At 38.1% G+C, this 18,983-nt stretch carries 16 protein-coding genes; 7 read left to right on the top strand and 9 right to left on the bottom strand.

The features are described from left to right. Positions 1 to 8: 8 nt before the first annotated feature. Positions 9 to 878, bottom strand: a complete 870-nt coding sequence (locus tag ACFILO_RS05275) for a metal ABC transporter permease (protein WP_375613292.1) — start codon at positions 876 to 878, stop codon at positions 9 to 11. A gap of 3 nt (positions 879 to 881) precedes the next feature. Further along, positions 882 to 1,634, bottom strand: coding sequence for an ABC transporter ATP-binding protein (locus ACFILO_RS05270; RefSeq protein ID WP_375677938.1), 753 nt, complete (start codon positions 1,632 to 1,634; stop codon positions 882 to 884). 680 nt (positions 1,635 to 2,314) lie between these two features. Here ACFILO_RS05270 and nrdH point away from each other — a divergent pair. The 4 genes from nrdH to nrdF are packed head-to-tail and all read left to right on the top strand — an operon-like array spanning position 2,315 to position 6,055. Next, positions 2,315 to 2,539, top strand: a complete 225-nt coding sequence (nrdH, locus tag ACFILO_RS05265) for a glutaredoxin-like protein NrdH (RefSeq protein WP_005774163.1) — start codon at positions 2,315 to 2,317, stop codon at positions 2,537 to 2,539. Next, positions 2,539 to 2,937 (top strand): class Ib ribonucleoside-diphosphate reductase assembly flavoprotein NrdI, encoded by a 399-nt coding sequence (nrdI, locus tag ACFILO_RS05260; RefSeq protein WP_375613294.1) that lies wholly within the window; start codon positions 2,539 to 2,541, stop codon positions 2,935 to 2,937. The genes nrdH and nrdI overlap by 1 nt, the downstream gene beginning before the upstream one ends. Then, the gene (gene nrdE, locus ACFILO_RS05255) at positions 2,919 to 5,069 is read left to right on the top strand and encodes a class 1b ribonucleoside-diphosphate reductase subunit alpha (protein WP_375677937.1); all 2,151 of its coding nucleotides are present in this window, start codon (positions 2,919 to 2,921) and stop codon (positions 5,067 to 5,069) included. Before nrdI ends, nrdE begins: the two co-directional genes overlap by 19 nt. 11 nt (positions 5,070 to 5,080) lie before the next feature. Continuing rightward, positions 5,081 to 6,055 carry a class 1b ribonucleoside-diphosphate reductase subunit beta gene (nrdF, locus tag ACFILO_RS05250; protein WP_375611833.1) on the top strand — a complete coding sequence of 325 codons (975 nt, stop codon included), beginning with the start codon at positions 5,081 to 5,083 and terminating at the stop codon, positions 6,053 to 6,055. On the opposite strand, the gene prmC is transcribed toward nrdF, so the two are convergent. The 4 genes from prmC to secA all read right to left on the bottom strand — a co-directional run bounded on the left by prmC (position 6,052) and on the right by secA (position 11,361). After that, on the bottom strand, positions 6,052 to 6,918 hold the full coding sequence (gene prmC / locus ACFILO_RS05245; protein ID WP_375632280.1) for a peptide chain release factor N(5)-glutamine methyltransferase: 867 nt from the start codon (positions 6,916 to 6,918) through the stop codon (positions 6,052 to 6,054). The two genes, nrdF and prmC, sit on opposite strands and share 4 nt — an antisense overlap. Next, positions 6,915 to 7,991, bottom strand: coding sequence for a peptide chain release factor 1 (gene prfA / locus ACFILO_RS05240; RefSeq protein WP_375632281.1), 1,077 nt, complete (start codon positions 7,989 to 7,991; stop codon positions 6,915 to 6,917). The genes prmC and prfA overlap by 4 nt, the downstream gene beginning before the upstream one ends. 222 nt (positions 7,992 to 8,213) lie before the next feature. Beyond that, positions 8,214 to 8,705, bottom strand: a complete 492-nt coding sequence (locus tag ACFILO_RS05235; protein ID WP_375611830.1) for a Fur family transcriptional regulator — start codon at positions 8,703 to 8,705, stop codon at positions 8,214 to 8,216. After that, positions 8,644 to 11,361 (bottom strand): preprotein translocase subunit SecA, encoded by a 2,718-nt coding sequence (secA, locus tag ACFILO_RS05230; protein ID WP_375652498.1) that lies wholly within the window; start codon positions 11,359 to 11,361, stop codon positions 8,644 to 8,646. Before secA ends, ACFILO_RS05235 begins: the two co-directional genes overlap by 62 nt. A gap of 435 nt (positions 11,362 to 11,796) precedes the next feature. On the opposite strand from secA, the gene ACFILO_RS05225 reads away from it, so the two are divergent. From ACFILO_RS05225 to mutT, 3 genes are all read left to right on the top strand, one after another. Further along, positions 11,797 to 12,750: a peptidylprolyl isomerase gene (locus tag ACFILO_RS05225; RefSeq protein WP_375611828.1), complete on the top strand. Its 954-nt coding sequence runs from the start codon at positions 11,797 to 11,799 to the stop codon at positions 12,748 to 12,750. A 129-nt stretch (positions 12,751 to 12,879) separates the two neighbouring features. Beyond that, positions 12,880 to 14,112 (top strand): bifunctional glutamate N-acetyltransferase/amino-acid acetyltransferase ArgJ, encoded by a 1,233-nt coding sequence (gene argJ, locus ACFILO_RS05220; RefSeq protein WP_375677936.1) that lies wholly within the window; start codon positions 12,880 to 12,882, stop codon positions 14,110 to 14,112. Positions 14,113 to 14,237: 125 nt separating this feature from the next. Further along, complete coding sequence (mutT, locus tag ACFILO_RS05215) at positions 14,238 to 14,651, top strand: 8-oxo-dGTP diphosphatase MutT (protein ID WP_375627652.1); 414 nt, start codon at positions 14,238 to 14,240, stop codon at positions 14,649 to 14,651. A gap of 901 nt (positions 14,652 to 15,552) precedes the next feature. Here the strand turns inward: mutT and ACFILO_RS05210 are convergent. The 3 genes from ACFILO_RS05210 to coaA form a co-directional block, all read right to left on the bottom strand. Beyond that, positions 15,553 to 16,416 (bottom strand): NlpC/P60 family protein, encoded by an 864-nt coding sequence (locus tag ACFILO_RS05210; protein WP_375611871.1) that lies wholly within the window; start codon positions 16,414 to 16,416, stop codon positions 15,553 to 15,555. 153 nt (positions 16,417 to 16,569) lie between these two features. Continuing rightward, positions 16,570 to 17,943 carry a M17 family metallopeptidase gene (locus tag ACFILO_RS05205; protein WP_375613300.1) on the bottom strand — a complete coding sequence of 458 codons (1,374 nt, stop codon included), beginning with the start codon at positions 17,941 to 17,943 and terminating at the stop codon, positions 16,570 to 16,572. Positions 17,944 to 17,956: 13 nt separating this feature from the next. Continuing rightward, on the bottom strand, positions 17,957 to 18,955 hold the full coding sequence (gene coaA, locus ACFILO_RS05200) for a type I pantothenate kinase (protein WP_375613301.1): 999 nt from the start codon (positions 18,953 to 18,955) through the stop codon (positions 17,957 to 17,959). Positions 18,956 to 18,983: the final 28 nt, after the last annotated feature.

The following is an 18,983-nucleotide window of genomic DNA, read 5'->3' as shown; positions in this document are numbered from 1 at the left end:
TTTTTTCCTTAAAGTGAGGAGGTATAAAAGAGGTGGGGAAACCATGTTACAATAAAGCCACGTGGACTTATCAAACAGGAAACAAGATAAATAAATCCTGCGGCAATGATGATAGCAGGGCCGGAGGGAAGTGAAAGATGAAAAGAAAGCAGGAGACCACATACGCTAGAAATGATTCCAAAAAGAGTGGAAAGCGCGCAAATAGGGCCTAGCCGTGAAAACCAAAAACGGGCTGTAATGGCTGGAATCATCATAATACCAACGGAAAGTAATGTTCCTAGTGATTGAAAGCCTCCAACCAGATTCAGCACCACAAGTCCAAGCAATGAAATATGAATATATTTACTCAATGGAGAGAGTGATTTAAAAAAGAGGGGGTCAAAGCTTTCTAAAACGAGTGCACGCCAAAAAATACAAAGGCTGCAGAGTGTAATCAGCATTATAGTAGTGATTAACCAAAGGGCTTGTGCATCAAGTGCAAGAACCGATCCGAATAAGAGATGAAGCAGCTCAATTGTTGAGTCTTTCAGTGAGATAATAATAACACCTGCCGCGAGTGCAATAAGATAAAAGACGGTCATGGATGCATCTTCTTTCTGAAAGCTGTTTCGTGAAATCAAAATGGTTGCTAAAGCAACAATAAGACCAGCGAAGATACCACCAAGTGTCATAGATATGAGGGAAAAGCCACAAATCAGAAAAGCAATTGCAACACCAGGAAGAATGGCATGAGAGATAGCATCTCCTGTCAAGCTCATTCCTCGGAGCATCAAAAACACACCAACAGGACAAGCGCTAATAGACAGAAAAATAGAACCGATAAGGGCGTTTTGCATAAATTGGAAATCAACAAAGGGGGCAAGAAAAAATGCATACACGTCTTATAACCTAAGAAAGAGAGGATCATTGATGAGAAGATTTTGTTTTTGTGCGCTAATAGGGAAAGAATTGGATGTGAGAGGTGGCATAACGTGATGAAGGGTGTTGTTTAAAAACTGTGTTGTTTCTCCATAAAAGGCGTTTTGTTGATCAATTTGAATCATTTGGGGGAAAAATTCTTGCACGATGAGAGGGTTATGGAGTGCGGTGAGAATTGTGCGTCCTTGCTGTTGCCAGTATGTGATCAGAGAAAGAAGGTCTTTTTGGGTATTATGATCTACACCATTGAAAGGTTCATCAAGTAAAATAATATTGGCATCTTGTACAATGATACGTGCAAAAAGAGCGCGTTGTAATTGCCCGCCTGATAATGTTTCAAGCGAACGGGGTGCGAGTTCTGTAAGCCCAACCATTTTAAGAGCATTTTGAATCTTAGAATCATAAGGGCGCTGATTCTTCCATAATCCACAAAAAGACCACAGTCCTGTTTTTACAAGCGTTTTCACATCAATTGGAAATGTTTGATCTATATTACATTGCTGAGCAAGATAAGCAATGCGGCTTTTTTTTGGTTTTGTAATTTTTCCTTTAAGAGGTTTAATCAATCCGGCGATGGCTTTTAGCAGTGTCGATTTTCCAGCGCCATTATCACCTGTTATTGCAACCAATGAACCAGCTTTTAACTTTGCTGAAAAGTTCTTTATTGCTATTCTATTCCTATAGCCTAATGTTGTTTTATTGAAGTGCAGATCCATATTTTTTACCATCGTTGCTTATTATTTTGGAAACTATGTAATAATATAACGTTTGTCAACAAAATGTTATATTATTACATAGTTTTGAGTACTGAAAATTTTAGTGGGAAGATCGTGGAAAATTAAAAATAATAATTGAATTCACCTTGACGAAAGAGAGAGAGTATATACTATATATAGTATCAAAATGATTGGTGATTCTAAATAAGCACAAGAGAGGGTGTTAGTGTGTTTCGTTTGGTATCTAAGTTATTTCCATTATTGTAAAGAGTTTATTGGCCAAAGGTATAGCAGTATTTTTACTGAAGGGTCTCTTTTGGAAGGATTTCCTTTCGTTTTTGTAATTGATTTTTGCCGTAAAAGAGCAAACAGAGCTCTTGAAAAACGGTAGTTTAGAACATTAGTTTTTTAGACAGCAGGAGGGAATTGTAATGCAAGCAAAAGATTGTTTTATAACTAGGGGGCTTTGCCATTTAAGTTGTAGAATAATCGCTTATTCTCATCATAGTTTTTGAAGTTATTTGATGAGGAATTCTGTTATGTTCAGGAAGCTGTGTATTATTTGAAAATAACCACATGTTTTGCGTACAATTTCTATTTTTTGTTATTCTTGAGTATCTATAAAATTATTAGATTGACCTTTCAGGGTTGATTGTTTGGAATTGTGAAAGTTGAAGAAAATGTCGATCACTATTTATAGCAAACCATCTTGTGTCCAATGTGATGCTACACGCCGCGCTTTTGATGCAAAAGGCATTCATTATCGTGTTGTTGATATTTCCTGTGATGAACAAGCATACAGTTTTGTTCAATCTCTGGGGTATCGTCAGGTTCCTGTCGTTGTTTGTGGTGAAAATCATTGGTCTGGTTTTAGACCAGATATGATTAGTGGTCTTTGTGCTTAATGGGGCTTATTGTTTATTATTCGAGTGCAACGGGTAATACAGAACATTTTGTCTCGCAGCTTGGGCAACGACTCTTCAAAATTGATAAAAGAAAGCCTTCTGCATTGGTTGGTGAACCTTATGTATTGGTTGTTCCTACATATGCAGATGGTGAAGGAAGAGGGGCCGTGCCGAAAGCCGTTGTCCAGTTTCTTAATGAAGCTGAGAACCGAAAATTAATTTGTGGTGTTATTGGCGGTGGGAATCGTAATTTTGGTCGCTATTATAATCTAGCAAGTAAAATTATTGCTGAAAAATGTTGTGTACCTTGCCTTTATCGTTTTGAGCTGCGTGGAACTGATGAAGACGTTATTTATGTAAAAAAGGGATTGGAAAGATTTTGGAAACAATTGGTATAGGACAATCGCAGAAATCGGATCAGATTACTGATTATCATGCGTTGAATGCAATGCTTAATCTTTATGATGAAAATGGTCATATTCAATTTGATATGGATCGGCTTGCTGCGCGGCAATATTTTCTTCAGCATGTTAATCAAAATACAGTTTTTTTTCATAACCTGAAGGAAAAAATAGATTACTTAATAGAGGAAGGTTATTATGAAAAAGCTTTATTTGAGCTTTATGATTTTTCTTTTATTAAAAAGCTTTTTAAACGTGCTTATGCATTTAAGTTTCGTTTTCCTACCTTTTTAGGCGCATTTAAGTATTATACCAGCTATACACTGAAGACTTTTGATGGGAAACGTTATCTTGAACGTTATGAAGATCGCGTCTGTCTTGTAGCTTTATATTTGGCACAAGGGAATAAAGCTCTTGCTGAAAGTTTTGTGGATGAAATTATTACAGGACGTTTTCAACCGGCAACACCAACATTTTTAAATGCTGGGAAAAAACAACGAGGTGAATTGGTTTCGTGTTTTTTGCTACGTGTTGAAGATAATATGGAATCGATAGGTCGTTCGGTTAATTCGGCTTTGCAGCTTTCAAAACGTGGTGGAGGTGTGGCGCTTTGTTTAACGAATTTGCGGGAAGCAGGGGCACCAATTAAGCAAATAGAAAATCAATCCTCAGGTGTTTTACCGGTGATGAAACTCTTGGAAGATTCTTTTTCTTACGCCAATCAGCTTGGGGCACGACAGGGGGCTGGAGCTGTTTATTTGCATGCTCATCATTTAGATATTATGAAGTTTTTGGATACAAAGCGTGAAAATGCTGATGAAAAAGTTAGAATTAAAACGCTTTCGCTTGGTGTCGTTATTCCTGATATTACTTTTGAGCTTGCACGGAATAATGAGGATATGTATCTCTTCTCATCGTATGACATCGAGCATGTGACAGGTAAGCCCTTTAGCGATATTTCTTTAACGGAGCATTATCGTTCTTTTGTTGATAATGCAAAGATTCGTAAAAAGAAAATAAGTGCACGCGTTTTTTTCCAGACATTAGCGGAAATTCAATTTGAGTCGGGTTATCCCTATATTTTATTTGAGGATACTGCTAATCGATCGAATCCGATAGCTGGGCGCATAAGTATGAGCAATTTATGTTCAGAAATTTTGCAGGTGAGTGAGGCGAGTGAACTGGAGACAGATTTAACTTATCGCACGATTGGAAGTGATATATCCTGTAATCTTGGATCCATGAATATTGCCAAAGCAATGGAAAGTCCTGATTTTGGACAGACCGTGGAATCTGCTGTTCGCGCTCTGACTGCTGTTTCGGATATGAGCAATATTGATTGTGTGCCTTCCATTGCGAAAGGCAATGCTGAAAGTCATGCGATTGGTTTGGGACAAATGAATTTGCATGGGTTTCTAGCGCGTGAGCAGATCTATTATGGGTCTCCAGAAGCGATTGATTTTACCAATATCTATTTTTATATTGTGACATATCACGCCATACGTGCTTCCAATTTAATTGCGCGCGAACGTCAAGAAATGTTTGCAGGGTTTGAAAAATCAGCTTATGCAGATGGACGTTTTTTCGAGAAATATATTGAAAGAGAATGGAAACCGCAATTTGCGCTTGTGCAAGAGCTTTTTGAGCGGAACAATATTGTTATTCCAAGTCAAAAGGATTGGCAGGAACTCAAGGATTTAGTTGTTGAGTACGGGCTTTATAATCGCAATCTACAGGCAGTTCCTCCCACGGGATCTATCTCCTATATTAATCATGCCACTTCCTCTATTCATCCGATTGCTTCAAAAATCGAAATTCGCAAAGAGGGAAAAATTGGGCGCGTTTATTATCCTGCTCCTTATATGGATAATACGAATTTGAATTTTTACCAAGATGCTTATGAGATTGGCCCTGAAAAAATTATAGATACCTATGCTGCGGCAACACAGCATGTTGATCAAGGTCTTTCATTAACATTATTTTTTCCTGATACAGCGACCACACGTGATATTAACCGCGCACAAATTTATGCTTGGAAAAAGGGTATCAAGAGTATTTACTATGTACGATTACGGCAAGTAGCATTGAGTGGAACAGAAGTTGATGGCTGTGTTTCGTGCAGTTTATAGGAGATCATCATATGACAAAGATTACAACCAAAAATCCTGTTGTGTGCGCTGTTAATTGGAATAGATTACATGATGAGAAAGATCTTGAAGTATGGAACCGCTTAACTGGGAATTTTTGGTTACCTGAGAAGGTTCCACTTTCCAATGACATTCCCTCATGGTCAAGCTTAACGGATGAAGAACGCAAGCTAACGATTCGTGTTTTTACAGGACTAACGCTTCTTGATACAATTCAAAACACTGTAGGAGCCATTTCGCTTCTGGCTGATGCGATAACAGAGCATGAGGAGGCAGTTTTGACGAATATTGCCTTCATGGAAGCGGTTCATGCACGTTCTTATTCCTCTATTTTTTCAACCCTTTGTTCGACGGTAGAAGTTGATGATGCGTTTAGATGGTCAGAAGAAAATATTCATTTGCAGAAAAAGGCTAGATTAGTACTTGAGCGTTATGAAGCAAATGATCCACTTAAGAAAAAAATTGCTTCGACTTTGCTGGAAAGCTTTTTATTTTATTCTGGTTTTTATTTGCCCATGTATTGGGCCAGTCGCGCTAAGTTAACCAATACAGCAGATCTCATTCGACTGATCATTCGTGATGAAGCGGTCCATGGTTATTATATAGGTTATAAATTCCAATTGGGCTTTGCAAAGCTTGATGAAGCCAAAAGACAAGAAATTAAAAATTTTGCTTTTAACCTGCTCTTTGATCTTTATAACATCGAGTGCAAATATACTGAAGATCTTTATGATGCGCTTGGATTGACAGAAGATGTTAAAATTTTTCTTCATTATAACGCTAACAAGGCTTTAATGAATTTAGGTTTTGAAGCTCTTTTCCCCCCTGAGGTTTGTCGTGTTAATCCCGCTATTTTGGCAGCTTTATCACCAAACTCTGACGAAAATCATGACTTTTTTTCAGGGGCAGGTTCTTCTTATGTCATTGGCAAGGCGGTTGCTACCACGGATGATGATTGGGAATTTTAATGTTTGCATGCAAATAGAAGTGCGCGGGGTATTCCACTGAGGTCTTTGCGCATTTCTAAACATTGGAAGCCATTTGTTTCAAACAAATTGCAAACTTCTTTTTCTTGAGAGTAACCAATTTCAACAGCGATAGTGCCGTTTTCTTTTAAGTAGTTGGCTGCTTCATGGGCGAGCTTTCGATAAAAATCAAGACCATCTTTTCCACCGACAAGAGCGCGCAATGGATCATGTAAGCGCACTTCTTTTGCAAGTTTTTTGATATCTTTTGCGGGGATATAAGGTGGATTGGAAACAATAAAATCAAAGCGATCTGTGACAGAATCAAACCAGTCGCTAAGAAGGGGTGTGAAGCGGTGTGCTACTTCAGCATTTTTTGCATTCTTTGTCGCTGTTTTAAGGGCATCTTCAGAAATATCGACAGCGACTGCATAGGATTGGGGAATTTGTTTAAGAATGGCAATGGCAATGGCGCCACTTCCTGTTCCCATATCAAGGAATGTTGTTCTTCTCGAATTTTCGATCTGTTTTTGGAGAAAAGGGAGAACAAGATCTATCAGCGTTTCTGTATCAGGGCGTGGTTCTAACGTCTCTTGAGATAATGTAAAAGATATACCATAAAATTCTCGTGCTCCTATAATACGGTAAACGGGTTCGCCTGCAATACGCCGTTGTAAAGCCTGTTCTATTTGTATAATATGCTCAGAAGATAGATGCATATCTGGTTTAGAAACTCTTTCAGCAGCATTTATTCCTGTTATCCATTCAATGAGTATTTTCGCATCGAGATCGGCTTCAGCAATCCCTTTCGTGCGCAATTTTTCTTGCATTTGTTGGATAACATTCTTGAAAGAATATTTGCTCAATTATTATCCATTTCCATCAGCAGTCTTGTTTGATGATCTGAGATGAGTGCATGAAGAAGCTCATCAAGATCTCCCTCTAGAATGCGATCAAGCTTATACAAGGTTAGATTAATACGGTGATCCGTGACACGTCCTTGTGGAAAATTATAGGTACGAATACGCTCTGAGCGATCACCAGAACCAACTTGGCTTTTACGAGAAGCTGAACGTTCACTTTCCGCTTTTTGTCGTTCGATATCGAATAAGCGTGCCCGTAAAATTTGAAGGGCTCTTGCTCGGTTTTGATGTTGTGATTTTTCTGCTTGTACGACCATAATTCCTGTTGGAATATGCGTGATACGAACAGCTGAATCCGTTGTATTAACATGCTGTCCTCCTGCTCCGGATGCACGCATTGTGTCGATACGAATATCTTCAGGACGAATATCAATATCAATATCTTCAGCTTCTGGAAGCACAGCAACGGTAGCAGCAGATGTATGGATACGTCCACCTGTCTCTGTTTCAGGGATGCGTTGCACACGATGAACCCCTGATTCATATTTCAATTTAGAAAAGACACCTTTTCCTGAAATGGTAGCAATAATCTCTTTATATCCGCCAACTTCCCCCTCACTAAGTGAAATAATTTCTACTTTCCAATGGTGAGCATGGGCATAACGTTCATACATGCGGAAAAGATCACCGGAAAAAAGTGCTGCTTCTGATCCGCCCGTTCCTGCTCGAATTTCAACAATAGCGTTTTTTTCATCAGCAACATCTTTAGGCAAAAGCAGAATTTGGAGTTCTTTTTCAAATTGCTCTACTTTTTTATATAACGATGGTAGCTCTTCTTGGGCAAGATTACGCATCTCTATATCTGTTTGTTTATCGTTGATAATCGTTTCTAATTCTGTAATCTCTTCGTAAAGAGCATTTAATGCGCGTATAGAGGCAATAACGGGTTGTAGTTCTGCATATTCAGAAGCTAATTTGACATATGTTTCAGCATTTGGATTCGTCGTCATTTGGCTTTCAATTATTTCAAAGCGCTTTTCAAGCTGTCTCATACGATCTTGTGGCAAGGAAACCATGATAATATTGGCCTAATTTTTCATAATACAATTTTTATAATATTTTGTTGCAATGATTGTTTGTTATAATATTGGCAATGAATTACCGTATAGCATCATACAAAGAGGGGTAATAAAGCAATTCTTTTTTTTTGCCAATGAAAACTATTATATTTTAAAGGTAAATTTTTATAAAATTTGATTTGCCTGAGGTATTTTATCTAATGATATATGATTACTTTTTTAAGAGTTTTTTTTTCCGTAAAGTTCAAGGCGGTGATGAATAATATCATAGCCAAGGGATTTTGCAATTTCCTCTTGCAGCTTTTCAATAACATCAGAATGAAACTCGATAACTTGTCCTGTTTCTATATCAATGAGATGATCATGATGTTGCCCATCTGCTTGCTCAAAACGAGACGGACCACCACTAAAGCTATGGCGATGAATTGTTCCATTTCCTTCTAATATTTTCATGGTTCGATAAACAGTTGAGAGTGAAATATTCGAATCTATTTTGTTTGCACGCTGAAAAATTTCAAATGCATTAGGATGATCATTTGTATCAGTCAAAATATCAAGAATAACTCGTCGTTGACGTGTTACTCTTAAACCAGCTGTGCGCAATTCTTGCTCATAATTTCGCTTTTTATTCATTTGCATAGTTTGCTTTTCAAACAAAGGCTCCATGACAGTGTTTGTATTTTTTCTCTGAACCGCAAGGACAACGCTCATTACGTCCAACTTTTCCCCATGTGGTTATATCGTTAGGGTCACGATCTTGTGGATTAACAAATCTATTTTCTTGTGATCGTGCCCATAAGGTGGGAGCATTTTCTTGACTTTGATCATTAAAGACAGAAGAAGCAGCATCAGTTTGCTCAGGCATGGTCGGTTCTGTGGGGTGTTGAATGATTTCAAAGCGCATAAGCTTAGAAGTGACAATTCGGCGCAAATTTCTCAACATACTTTGAAAGAGTTCAAATGATTCTGTCTTATATTCATTGAGCGGATCCCGCTGCGCATAACCACGAAAACCAACAACAGAACGCAAATGGTCTAAACTCACCAGATGTTCACGCCATAACGTGTCAATAGTTTCGAGCAATACTGCTTTGTGAAAATAAGCCATAACTTCTGGAGAATATCGTTCAGTACGCTCATTTTCAAGTTTTGTAACAGCATCTGATACACGCTCTAGAATTTGCTCCTCGGCAATTCCATCTTCTTTTGCCCATTCTTCCACTGGAAGCTCAAGATTAAAGAGTTGTTGAAGCTCTTCTTCAAGAGTTTTTGCATCCCATTTTTCAGAATATGTCCCTGAAGGAATATAAGCCTCTACGAGATCCTCTACGACTTCATTGCGCATTTCAAGGATCATTTCTGATAAATCATCTGCGTTCATGACCTCCATACGCTGTTCAAAAATAACCTTGCGTTGATCATTCATGACATCATCATATTTTAGCAGATTTTTACGAATTTCAAAGTTCCGTGCTTCGACCTTTTTTTGTGCTTTTTCAAGGGCCTTATTAATCCATGGGTGGATAATAGCTTCATTTTCTTTCAATCCAAGTTTTTGCAGCATACCATCCATACGGTTAGAGCCAAAGATACGCATAAGATCATCTTGAAGAGAGAGAAAGAATTTTGAGCGCCCAGGATCGCCTTGGCGACCAGAACGTCCACGAAGCTGGTTATCAATACGACGGCTTTCATGACGTTCAGTAGCGATAACGTAAAGCCCTCCAGCCGCTAAAGCTTTTTCTTTAAGCTTCTGAACATCTTTTTTTATTTCTTCAATTTTAGCTGTTCGCTCTGGACCTTCGGGGATATCCTGTAACTCTTGTCGGATGCGCATTTCAACATTACCACCAAGCTGTATATCCGTACCGCGTCCTGCCATGTTGGTTGCAATGGTGAGAGCTCTAGGAACGCCTGCTTGCGCAATGATATATGCTTCTTGTTCGTGATAGCGAGCATTTAAGACTCTAAAATCGGTAATGCCTTCTTTTCGCAAACGCTCTGCCAATTGTTCTGACTTTTCAATAGAGGTTGTTCCAACAAGAATGGGCTGTTCTTTTTCGTGCGCTTGACGGATATCACGCACAATTGCCCGATATTTCTCTTCTGCTGTTCGATAAATCTCATCATCTTCATCAATACGTTGTATTGGCAAATTTGTAGGGATTTCGACAACGTCAAGACCATAAATATTTCTGAATTCTTCGGCTTCTGTTGTTGCAGTTCCAGTCATGCCAGATAATTTCCTATACATACGGAAGTAATTTTGGAAAGTGATGGAAGCAAGTGTCTGGTTTTCTGGTTGAATAGCAACATGCTCTTTAGCTTCTAACGCTTGATGAAGTCCTTCAGAATAACGCCGCCCAGGCATCATTCGCCCTGTAAATTCGTCAATAATAACGATTTCATCATTGCGAACAATGTAATCTTTATCGCGAGCAAACAGTTTATGAGCTTTTAGAGCATTATTGACATGATGAACGATAGCGACATTTTCTATGTCATAAAGACTCTCACCTTTAAGATGCCCAGCTTGTTCGAGCATTTTTTCAATTTTTTCAGTACCAACTTCGGTAAAGGTCGTTGTTTTTTGTTTTTCGTCTATTTCATAGTCTTCTGGAGTTAAGGCAGGAATAAATGTATCAATAAGGTTATAGAAGTCAGTACGATCTTCTAGAGGACCAGAAATAATAAGGGGGGTACGGGCTTCATCAATAAGAATCGAATCAACTTCATCAACAATTGCGTAATGATGTCCACGTTGGACCATTTGACTATGATCGAAGGCCATATTATCACGCAAATAATCAAAACCTAGTTCATTATTTGTGGCATAGGTGATGTCGCATGCATAGGCTTCTCGGCGGGCATCACTATCAAGATCATGAAGAATCACGCCTGTTGTAAGCCCTAGAAAACTAAAAATTTTCCCCATTGTTTCAGCATCACGACTGGCGAGATAATCGTTTACTGTCACAACATGAACGCCTTTACCTTCCAATGCATTGAGATAAATTGGTAGAGTTGCCATTAATGTTTTACCTTCACCAGTACGCATTTCAGCTATGCCGCAGTCGTGAAGGACCATTCCACCAATAAGTTGCACGTCAAAAGGACGCATGTCATAAACACGTTTTGCGGCTTCACGAACAGTCGCGAAAGCTTCTGGTAAGAGCAAATCAACACTTTCACCTTCACTAAGACGTTTACGAAAGGCATCTGTTTTTTGGCAAAGCTGCTCATCACTTAATTTTACGAATTGTTCTTCCAAAGCATTAATTTGTGCAACTTTTTGGCGGAGTGCTTTGAGATGTCGCTCATGAGCTGAACCAAAAAACTTACGGGCAAAAACACCTAAACTGACCATCTCTGGCCCTTTCTTTTAATTGTTGTCACTCTTGTTGGGTAATTCATACGCTCTCCCCATACTCTACATTTTCTTCAAATTATCTGATATCATTAGTGACATCATGAAATGCAGATGGTACCATTATACTTGCTGGTGTGCAATTTTTCACTCTAATTGTAAAGTAGAGATAAGAGGCTAAGCGCTTTATGTCAACTTTAAGTATGCTATTTAACTGATACAATACAAAGTAATTTAAGATACAATATGTCATTTTTCTCTATTATCATGTTTTTCATCTGCATTAGATAGGATTGGAGAAACTGAGATAAAAGGATAATTTTATACTTTTTTAAAATAAAATTACTAATTTATTTCTCTATGTTTAAAGATTAAAGTGTTATGGTAAAGAAAATTGGAATCTTGAACCTGCCTTCATTTTTAAGGAGTATATTTATGAAATTTAACTTTATCACGCTTTTTTTAGCATCAACTTTATTGGCAAGTACAAGTTTAGGGGTGAGTGCTCAAGAAGGTTTGAATTCATCGTCGAGTGATTTAAAGACTTTAGAGAAAGCTTCTGAAAAAGCCGTTTCTCCTTCTCATGTTATGGCGGTTATTGATGGGAAAAATATTACAGCAGGCCAATTGGATGATTTAGCGCTTGAAATAAATCCTAATTTAGCACGTTTTCCTGATGAACAACGCCGTATGATGGTTCTAAAAGCTTATTTAGATATGCAGGCCCTCGCAAAAGCAGCAAGAAGCAAAGGTCTTGATAAGACAGAAGCTTACGATAAACGTATGGCAGTCATGCGTGACAATGTTCTTCAACAGCTTTATTTTAAACAGGCGATTGTTGATAAAATATCGGATACTGATTTGGAAGCTCTTTATAAGCAAGAAGTTGCTGCTTTACCTAAAGAGGATGAGGTTAAAGCGCGTCATATTTTGGTCAAAACGAGAAAAGAAGCAGAAGCTATCATTAAGCATTTAAATAAAGGCGAAAATTTTGAAGAGATTGCAAAGAAAAGTTCAACAGATGGTTCTGCTGCCGTTGGGGGTGATCTTGGTTATTTTAGCCATGGTCAAATGGTCAAGCCTTTTGAAGATGCCGCATTTGGTTTGAAAGTTGGCGAATACACAAAACAACCCGTTGAAAGTCCTTTTGGTTGGCATATTATTAAATTAGAAGATCGTCGTGTAAAACAACCGCCTGCATTTGATGATGTTAAAGAGATGTTGCGGACACAGCTGATAAAAAAGCGCTATCAAGAACTGATTGTTGATTTGCGTAGCAAGATAGATGTGAAATACCCTGATCCTAATGTTACAAAAATCATGGAATCGCTTCATCAAAATGGGACGCTACTTCCCGATGAGACATCTGATGAAGAAGATACGGAATAGCTAGGAAAAATAAGTAGATAGCCTCTTTAATAGATAATTTGCTAGGTTAGTTTTGTTCAAAAAGCCTAGCAGTTTTCTATGAGAGGTTATTGATCTGCAATCATTTCATTTTTTTATAGAAAGCATATTGTGGTTTTGAAAATCTCTCCTTTGTCGCCTCAAAAGATCCAAGAGCTTTCTCCATTATCTGGTGTACGGATAGCAACAGCTGAAGCTGGGATTAAATATAAAGATCGTACAGATCTTCTTTTCATCATATTCGATAAGCCAGTGAGTGTGGCCGGTGTTTTTACCCGTTCAAAATGTCCATCTTCCCCTGTAGAGCATTGTCGTGCATCGCTTCCTCATGGGGTTGCGAGGGGTGTTGTTGTGAATTCTGGAAATGCAAATGCTTTTACAGGAAGCAAAGGAAAGCACACAACCGATGCAATTATTTGTGCAGCAGCGAACGCTTTAAAGGTTAGAGAAGATGAAATTTTTATAGCTTCTACGGGTGTTATTGGTGAGCCAATGGATGCATCGGGTATTGTCAATCTTTTACCAAGTATGACAGAGACAGCAGAAGAGGGAAATTGGTTGGAAGCTGCAAAAGCCATAATGACAACGGACACATTTCCAAAACTTGCGACCCGCACTTTTGACTGTGGGGGAGAGTGTGTTACCATTAATGGAATTGCAAAAGGTGCTGGTATGATTGCACCCGATATGGCGACAATGCTGTCATTTGTGGTTAGTGATGCTACCATTTCTTCGGATGCACTCCAATCCATGTTATCAGAGGCAGTTGAGGGTTCTTTCAATTCAATTACTGTTGATAGCGATACCTCAACTTCAGATACGCTTATGTTGTTTGCGACAGGAAAAGAACATTTTCCATGTCTTACAAGTAAATCTGATCCGCGTTATGGGGTTTTTGTGAAACAATTGAGTGCACTTCTGCATGAACTTGCACTACAAGTTGTTTGTGATGGTGAAGGTGCTCGTCATTTAATTGAGGTTAATGTGGTAGGTGCTACAACAAATAATGCAGCTAAAACTATTGCTTTATCAATTGCAAATTCACCGCTTGTAAAAACGGCTATTGCCGGTGAAGATGCGAATTGGGGGCGGGTCGTTATGGCAGTTGGGAAGGCCGGTGTTGAAGTCGATCGTGATCTATTGACGATTTGGTTTGGTGAGCATCGTGTGGCCGTGAATGGCGTACGAGATCCTGAGTATTGTGAAGAGACAATAGGTACTTATATGCAAGGTAAGCACATCACGATTCGTGTTGATATCGGTTTGGGTAAGAGTACGGCGACGGTTTGGTCTTGCGATTTAACAAAAGAGTACGTTATGATCAATAGCGATTACAGAAGTTAATGGATGCACTTTATATTTAACAGTTTATTATTTTTCAGAGCAAATGGGGTATGTGAGCTCTTTTAGGAGCAGAGGGGATATGATAGAAAAGTCAGTTATCTTTATGTTCCCTATTGGGGAGTGATATGTGTATGAAAAGTTCCATTCTTCTTGTTGTTGCATGTGCACTGTTAGATCAGAATAATCGTGTTTTGCTTACACAGCGTCCTGAAGGAAAATCACTGGCTGGTTTATGGGAGTTCCCTGGTGGCAAGGTTGAGCAAGGTGAAACTCCGGAAGCATCATTGATTCGTGAATTAGAGGAAGAGCTTGGTATTTATGTTCAACCAAATAATTTACACCCTTTAACATTTGCAAGTCATAGCTATAAAACATTTCATCTCTTAATGCCATTGTATCTTTGTGACCATTATGAGGGCGTTGCGCAAGGACGAGAGGGCCAAAATTTAGAATGGGTTTTTATTAATGATCTTGATAAATACCCTATGCCTGATGCTGATAAACCATTGGTTCAGGTATTGAAAAATCATCTTCTTTAATGTGTTATAAGAAGAAAATATAATTCAATATATTGATTTAAAATAATAATTTATATTTTTTATGTTGAATAGGGAAGTCCAGAGTCGTAAAAAAATTTCTCATATTTCAAATCTGTTTTATGTTAAATTAGTCAAAACCATTCTTTTGCACGTTCCAAGCGGGGCGGGTCATGTGGATAAAATTATTTAAGAAAGAAATAAAATACGTGTTGAAAGAATACTCTCCAATAGCCAAGGGTTATCGCAACATTGAGAATTGGCAAAGTGTATAATGATGCCTTTGCACGCTTCATAAGCATAAAAATGGTGGTAGATAATGGATTTATACTTTTCGCGATTATTATTGAGAGATTGTCTTGGATGCACCGAGAGATATTAGGAGTATTTCTTTCATAAGATATCGATAATAGGAAAAATTTCAAAAAATGTTGCTTTTGATTAAGAGGGGCATATCCCTTACGTAATATAGAACGCCATTGTGTTGCATATTTGCGGGGTTGTTTAAAAGAGGCATCTCGCAATATTCCAAAGCCCATTTCGTGCCGGCACTCGTGAATGGTATAATGGTAGAGCTTTATAAGATAAAATCTATTGAGCGCCACTATCTTTACGCTTGTGAAGGAGTAAGCTGGTTCCAATGTTAGTTATGATAGCTCTTGGCATTTGAGAGCATTCAGAAGGGATATTTTTCTTTTCGTAATCATTTTTACTTATACATCAATTTCGCTTGTGATGAACAAGCAAGCGATTTTGATTGATTCAACATAAAAACAGATTTGAAATAAGAGAATTTTACGATATTTAGAATGCTTGATGCAGAGTGAATGATGGATAATTATCCTTATAAATCAATCTATTGCATAATAAAAACATTCAATTAATTTTTTATAGGAGGCATGTATTAAGTTTCTTGAATTGGACGGCGTTTTGCGATAGGATATTGATTTTTTTTAGCGATACGCGTAATTGCTTTTTCCAATGGCTCAATCATAACGTCCATAGAAAAACCATTTGCGTGAATAATATTTGCGTGATCGACCATAATAGCAACATGATCTTTCCAAAAAATTAAATCACCTCGTTGAAGTTTATCAGTATCTGTAAGAAGACTGCCTATAGTTTCTTGCTGCATATCGGTGTCACGTAAGACTATTTGATCGGTCATCATCATAGAGAGCTGAATGAGTCCCGAACAATCAATTCCAAAACCGCTGACACCACCCCAAAGATAAGGTGTACGGATAAAGGTTTCTGCAACTGTGACATAATCTTCATATACGCGTCCAATGGGGCTGAGATGGCTCGTAATGATTGCTGTTCCATTTTCAAGAATAGAATACATTGTGTCACGGACTTCAATTTCATCAACAACACTGACTTTGCTTCCCATAGATAATGGGGATACTATTGGTCCACGTAAGTCAGCGTGTAAATATTTAAATGTGCGTGGTACTGAAACCACATGTGTTTGTTTTATGGTTGATGTACAAAGAACTTTTGTATCAATATAACCGACATAACCATCTTTGAGTGATTGTCCCCACGACAATGTTTCCCCTTGTTCAAAAATGAGAAGTTCTTCTCCCAATAAGCATTCTGTTTGTCTTTCACTTTTTTTACTATTTTCTTTAAAAAGTCCAGCGACCGCTGTATTAACACGTCTTTTTTCACCTTGAACAAAGCGTTGAGCTGTAATTTCTGTTTCAAGACGTTGATCTGCTAGATCATCTCTGAATGCATGAAGTCTTGGATCTTTAGAGATCATCTTTTTGCTTTCCATTTTGTTACTCCTTACCTTTAAACAAACTCATGAAAACTGTATTGGTAAGGTTTTTATCCTCAAACAAAACTAAGAACACAGTGTAAGACCAATTATTCTTTAAGCTGCAAAATTGTCCATTTTTTGTGGATATTTGTGTCAAAATTCATTTTTAAAAATATTATAAAGGGCACGAATAGTTTGTGCTGATCCACCAATAGGGTATCCTGGTTTTTCTTTTGGAACCCATCCATAAAGGTCAAAATGCGCAAAATGTTCAGCTTTTTCAACAAAAGAATTAAGAAATAAAGCAGCCGTTATAGAACCAGCAAAGCTATTTCCAGTTACATTGTTAAGATCGGCAATTGGTGATGATAACATCTCTTGGTAAGGTTTCCAAAGGGGCATTTGCCAAAGAGGATCAAAGACAGCGTGAGCAGATTCAGAAATTTGTTGTGCCCATATTGAATCATTACAATAAAATGCGGGAAGATCTGGTCCTAATGCTATACGCGCTGCCCCTGTTAAAGTAGCCATACAAAGCATGAATTGTGGACTTTCTTCATCACCATAGGCGAGTGCATCGGCAAGGACAAGTCGCCCTTCAGCATCTGTATTACCTACTTCAACACTTAAACCTTTACGACTTTTGAGAATATCACCTGGTCGGTAAGCATTCGCAGAAATTGCATTTTCTACAGCTGGAATCAAAACGCGTAAACGGAAAGGCAATTTTGCATCCATGATAAGTTTAGCCAATCCCAAAACGTTTGCTCCACCCCCCATGTCTTTTTTCATAAGCAACATGTTATTGGCTGATTTAATATCGAGACCTCCAGTATCAAAAGTTACGCCTTTGCCCACCAACGTTATTTTAGGACGATGTTCTTGCCCCCAGAGTAACTCAATCAGTCGTGGTGCAGTGCTGCCTGCTCGTCCTACAGCATGAATCATCGGAAAGTTATGGGTTAAGAGATCGTCTCCACAAATACTTTTGATATGAGCACCATAGGTTTTTCCTAGTTTTCGAGCTTCTTTTTCGAGAGTATCAGGGTTCATATCATTGGCTGGAATATTAATGAGATCACGGACGAAAAAGACAGCTTCATAAATTCGTTGGAGTTCATTAAGATCAATAGCCTCATTGACATGGATAGATAATGATTTGAAAGAAGAATTTTGACGATAGCGATTAAATTGATAGCTACCAAATGCCAATCCAAGATAGGTATTTATTTCATCAGAGGTTGTACCTTCTAAATGCCATTGACCAGCAGGAAGCTTTTGAGCAAGCAGTCCTGTGATAAAAGGATCGTTCCCATTGCCAATTCCAAATAAAACTTTTTTTAAATGCCCCGTTTCGTGAGGAATAAAGAGTATTTGTCCTGCTTTACCAGTAAAGTCATTAACTTTTATCCATGCTGTTGTTGACGCATCAAGTGATAAGTTGGCAAGAGTTCTTTGGTTTACCAAGATGATAGGGCAACTGTTATCGATACGTGTTGAGGTAAAATAAATGTGGTGGTGCTGCATAGTTATGAGATCCTTATAGTCGTCTAAGTGCGACATATTCGACCAAATGATTTTTTCCCTTTCGTAGAATGAGATTGGACCGTGGTCGTGTTGGCAATATATTTTCCTGTAAATTTTTTAAATTAATCGTTTGCCAAAGATCCTCAGCGATTTTTGAAGCTTCTTTTTCATTGAGGTGGGCATAACGATGAAAATAGGATTCAGGATTTTGAAAAGCTGTTTTACGCAAACGTTTAAAGCGCTCCAAATACCAGTGACGAATGACTTCTGTTTCAGCATCGACATAGATTGAAAAATCAAAAAAATCTGATACGAAAGGAATAGCTTTTCCATCTTTAGGAAGATCACTGACCTGTAATACATTAATACCTTCAACAATTAAAATATCAGGACGATCAATGGTAATAGTCTGATTTTCTAGAACATCATAGATCATATGTGAGTAAAGCGGGGCACGGACATTTCCGATACCTGCTTTTATAGCCGAAAGAAAGCACAGCAACTTTTTAATGTCATAGGAATCAGGAAATCCTTTGCGATTCATTCGATTTTTTTGCTGTAAGATTGCGTTAGGATAGAGAAAACCATCCGTTGTGATTAGATCAACTTTAAGGCTAGATGTCCATCTTTTCAACAGTTCTTGAAGAATGCGAGCCGTGGTTGATTTTCCTACAGCTACAGAACCAGCAATTCCAATAATAAAGGGCGTTTTTCTACTCTCTTCTTGATGGAGAAACTGCTGACGTTTGTGAAAAAGTTCCTGTACTGCTTCAACATGGCATGATAATAGACGCGATAAAGAAAGATAAATGCGTTGGACTTCTTTAAGATCAATAGGATCATCAATAGAGCGTAAACGCTTAATTTCATCAAAAGTCAAAGTAAGAGGTGTGTCTGCACGAAACTCTGACCATTCTTGTGCAGTAAAAACGCGATAGGGTGAATATCGGTCAGAAACGGATTTGACCAGATTATCTTTCTGATTAATTTTTTGTATAGTCGTATCAATCATTTGTATTAGTCGAGAATTTTTTGCAGCA

The sequence above is a fragment of the Bartonella sp. AP72JLCBS genome (assembly GCF_042195705.1).
Taxonomy (GTDB): Bacteria; Pseudomonadota; Alphaproteobacteria; order Rhizobiales; family Rhizobiaceae; genus Bartonella.
Note: the sequence above shows the minus strand (reverse complement) of the source record. Positions and strands in the feature narration are given on the sequence as shown.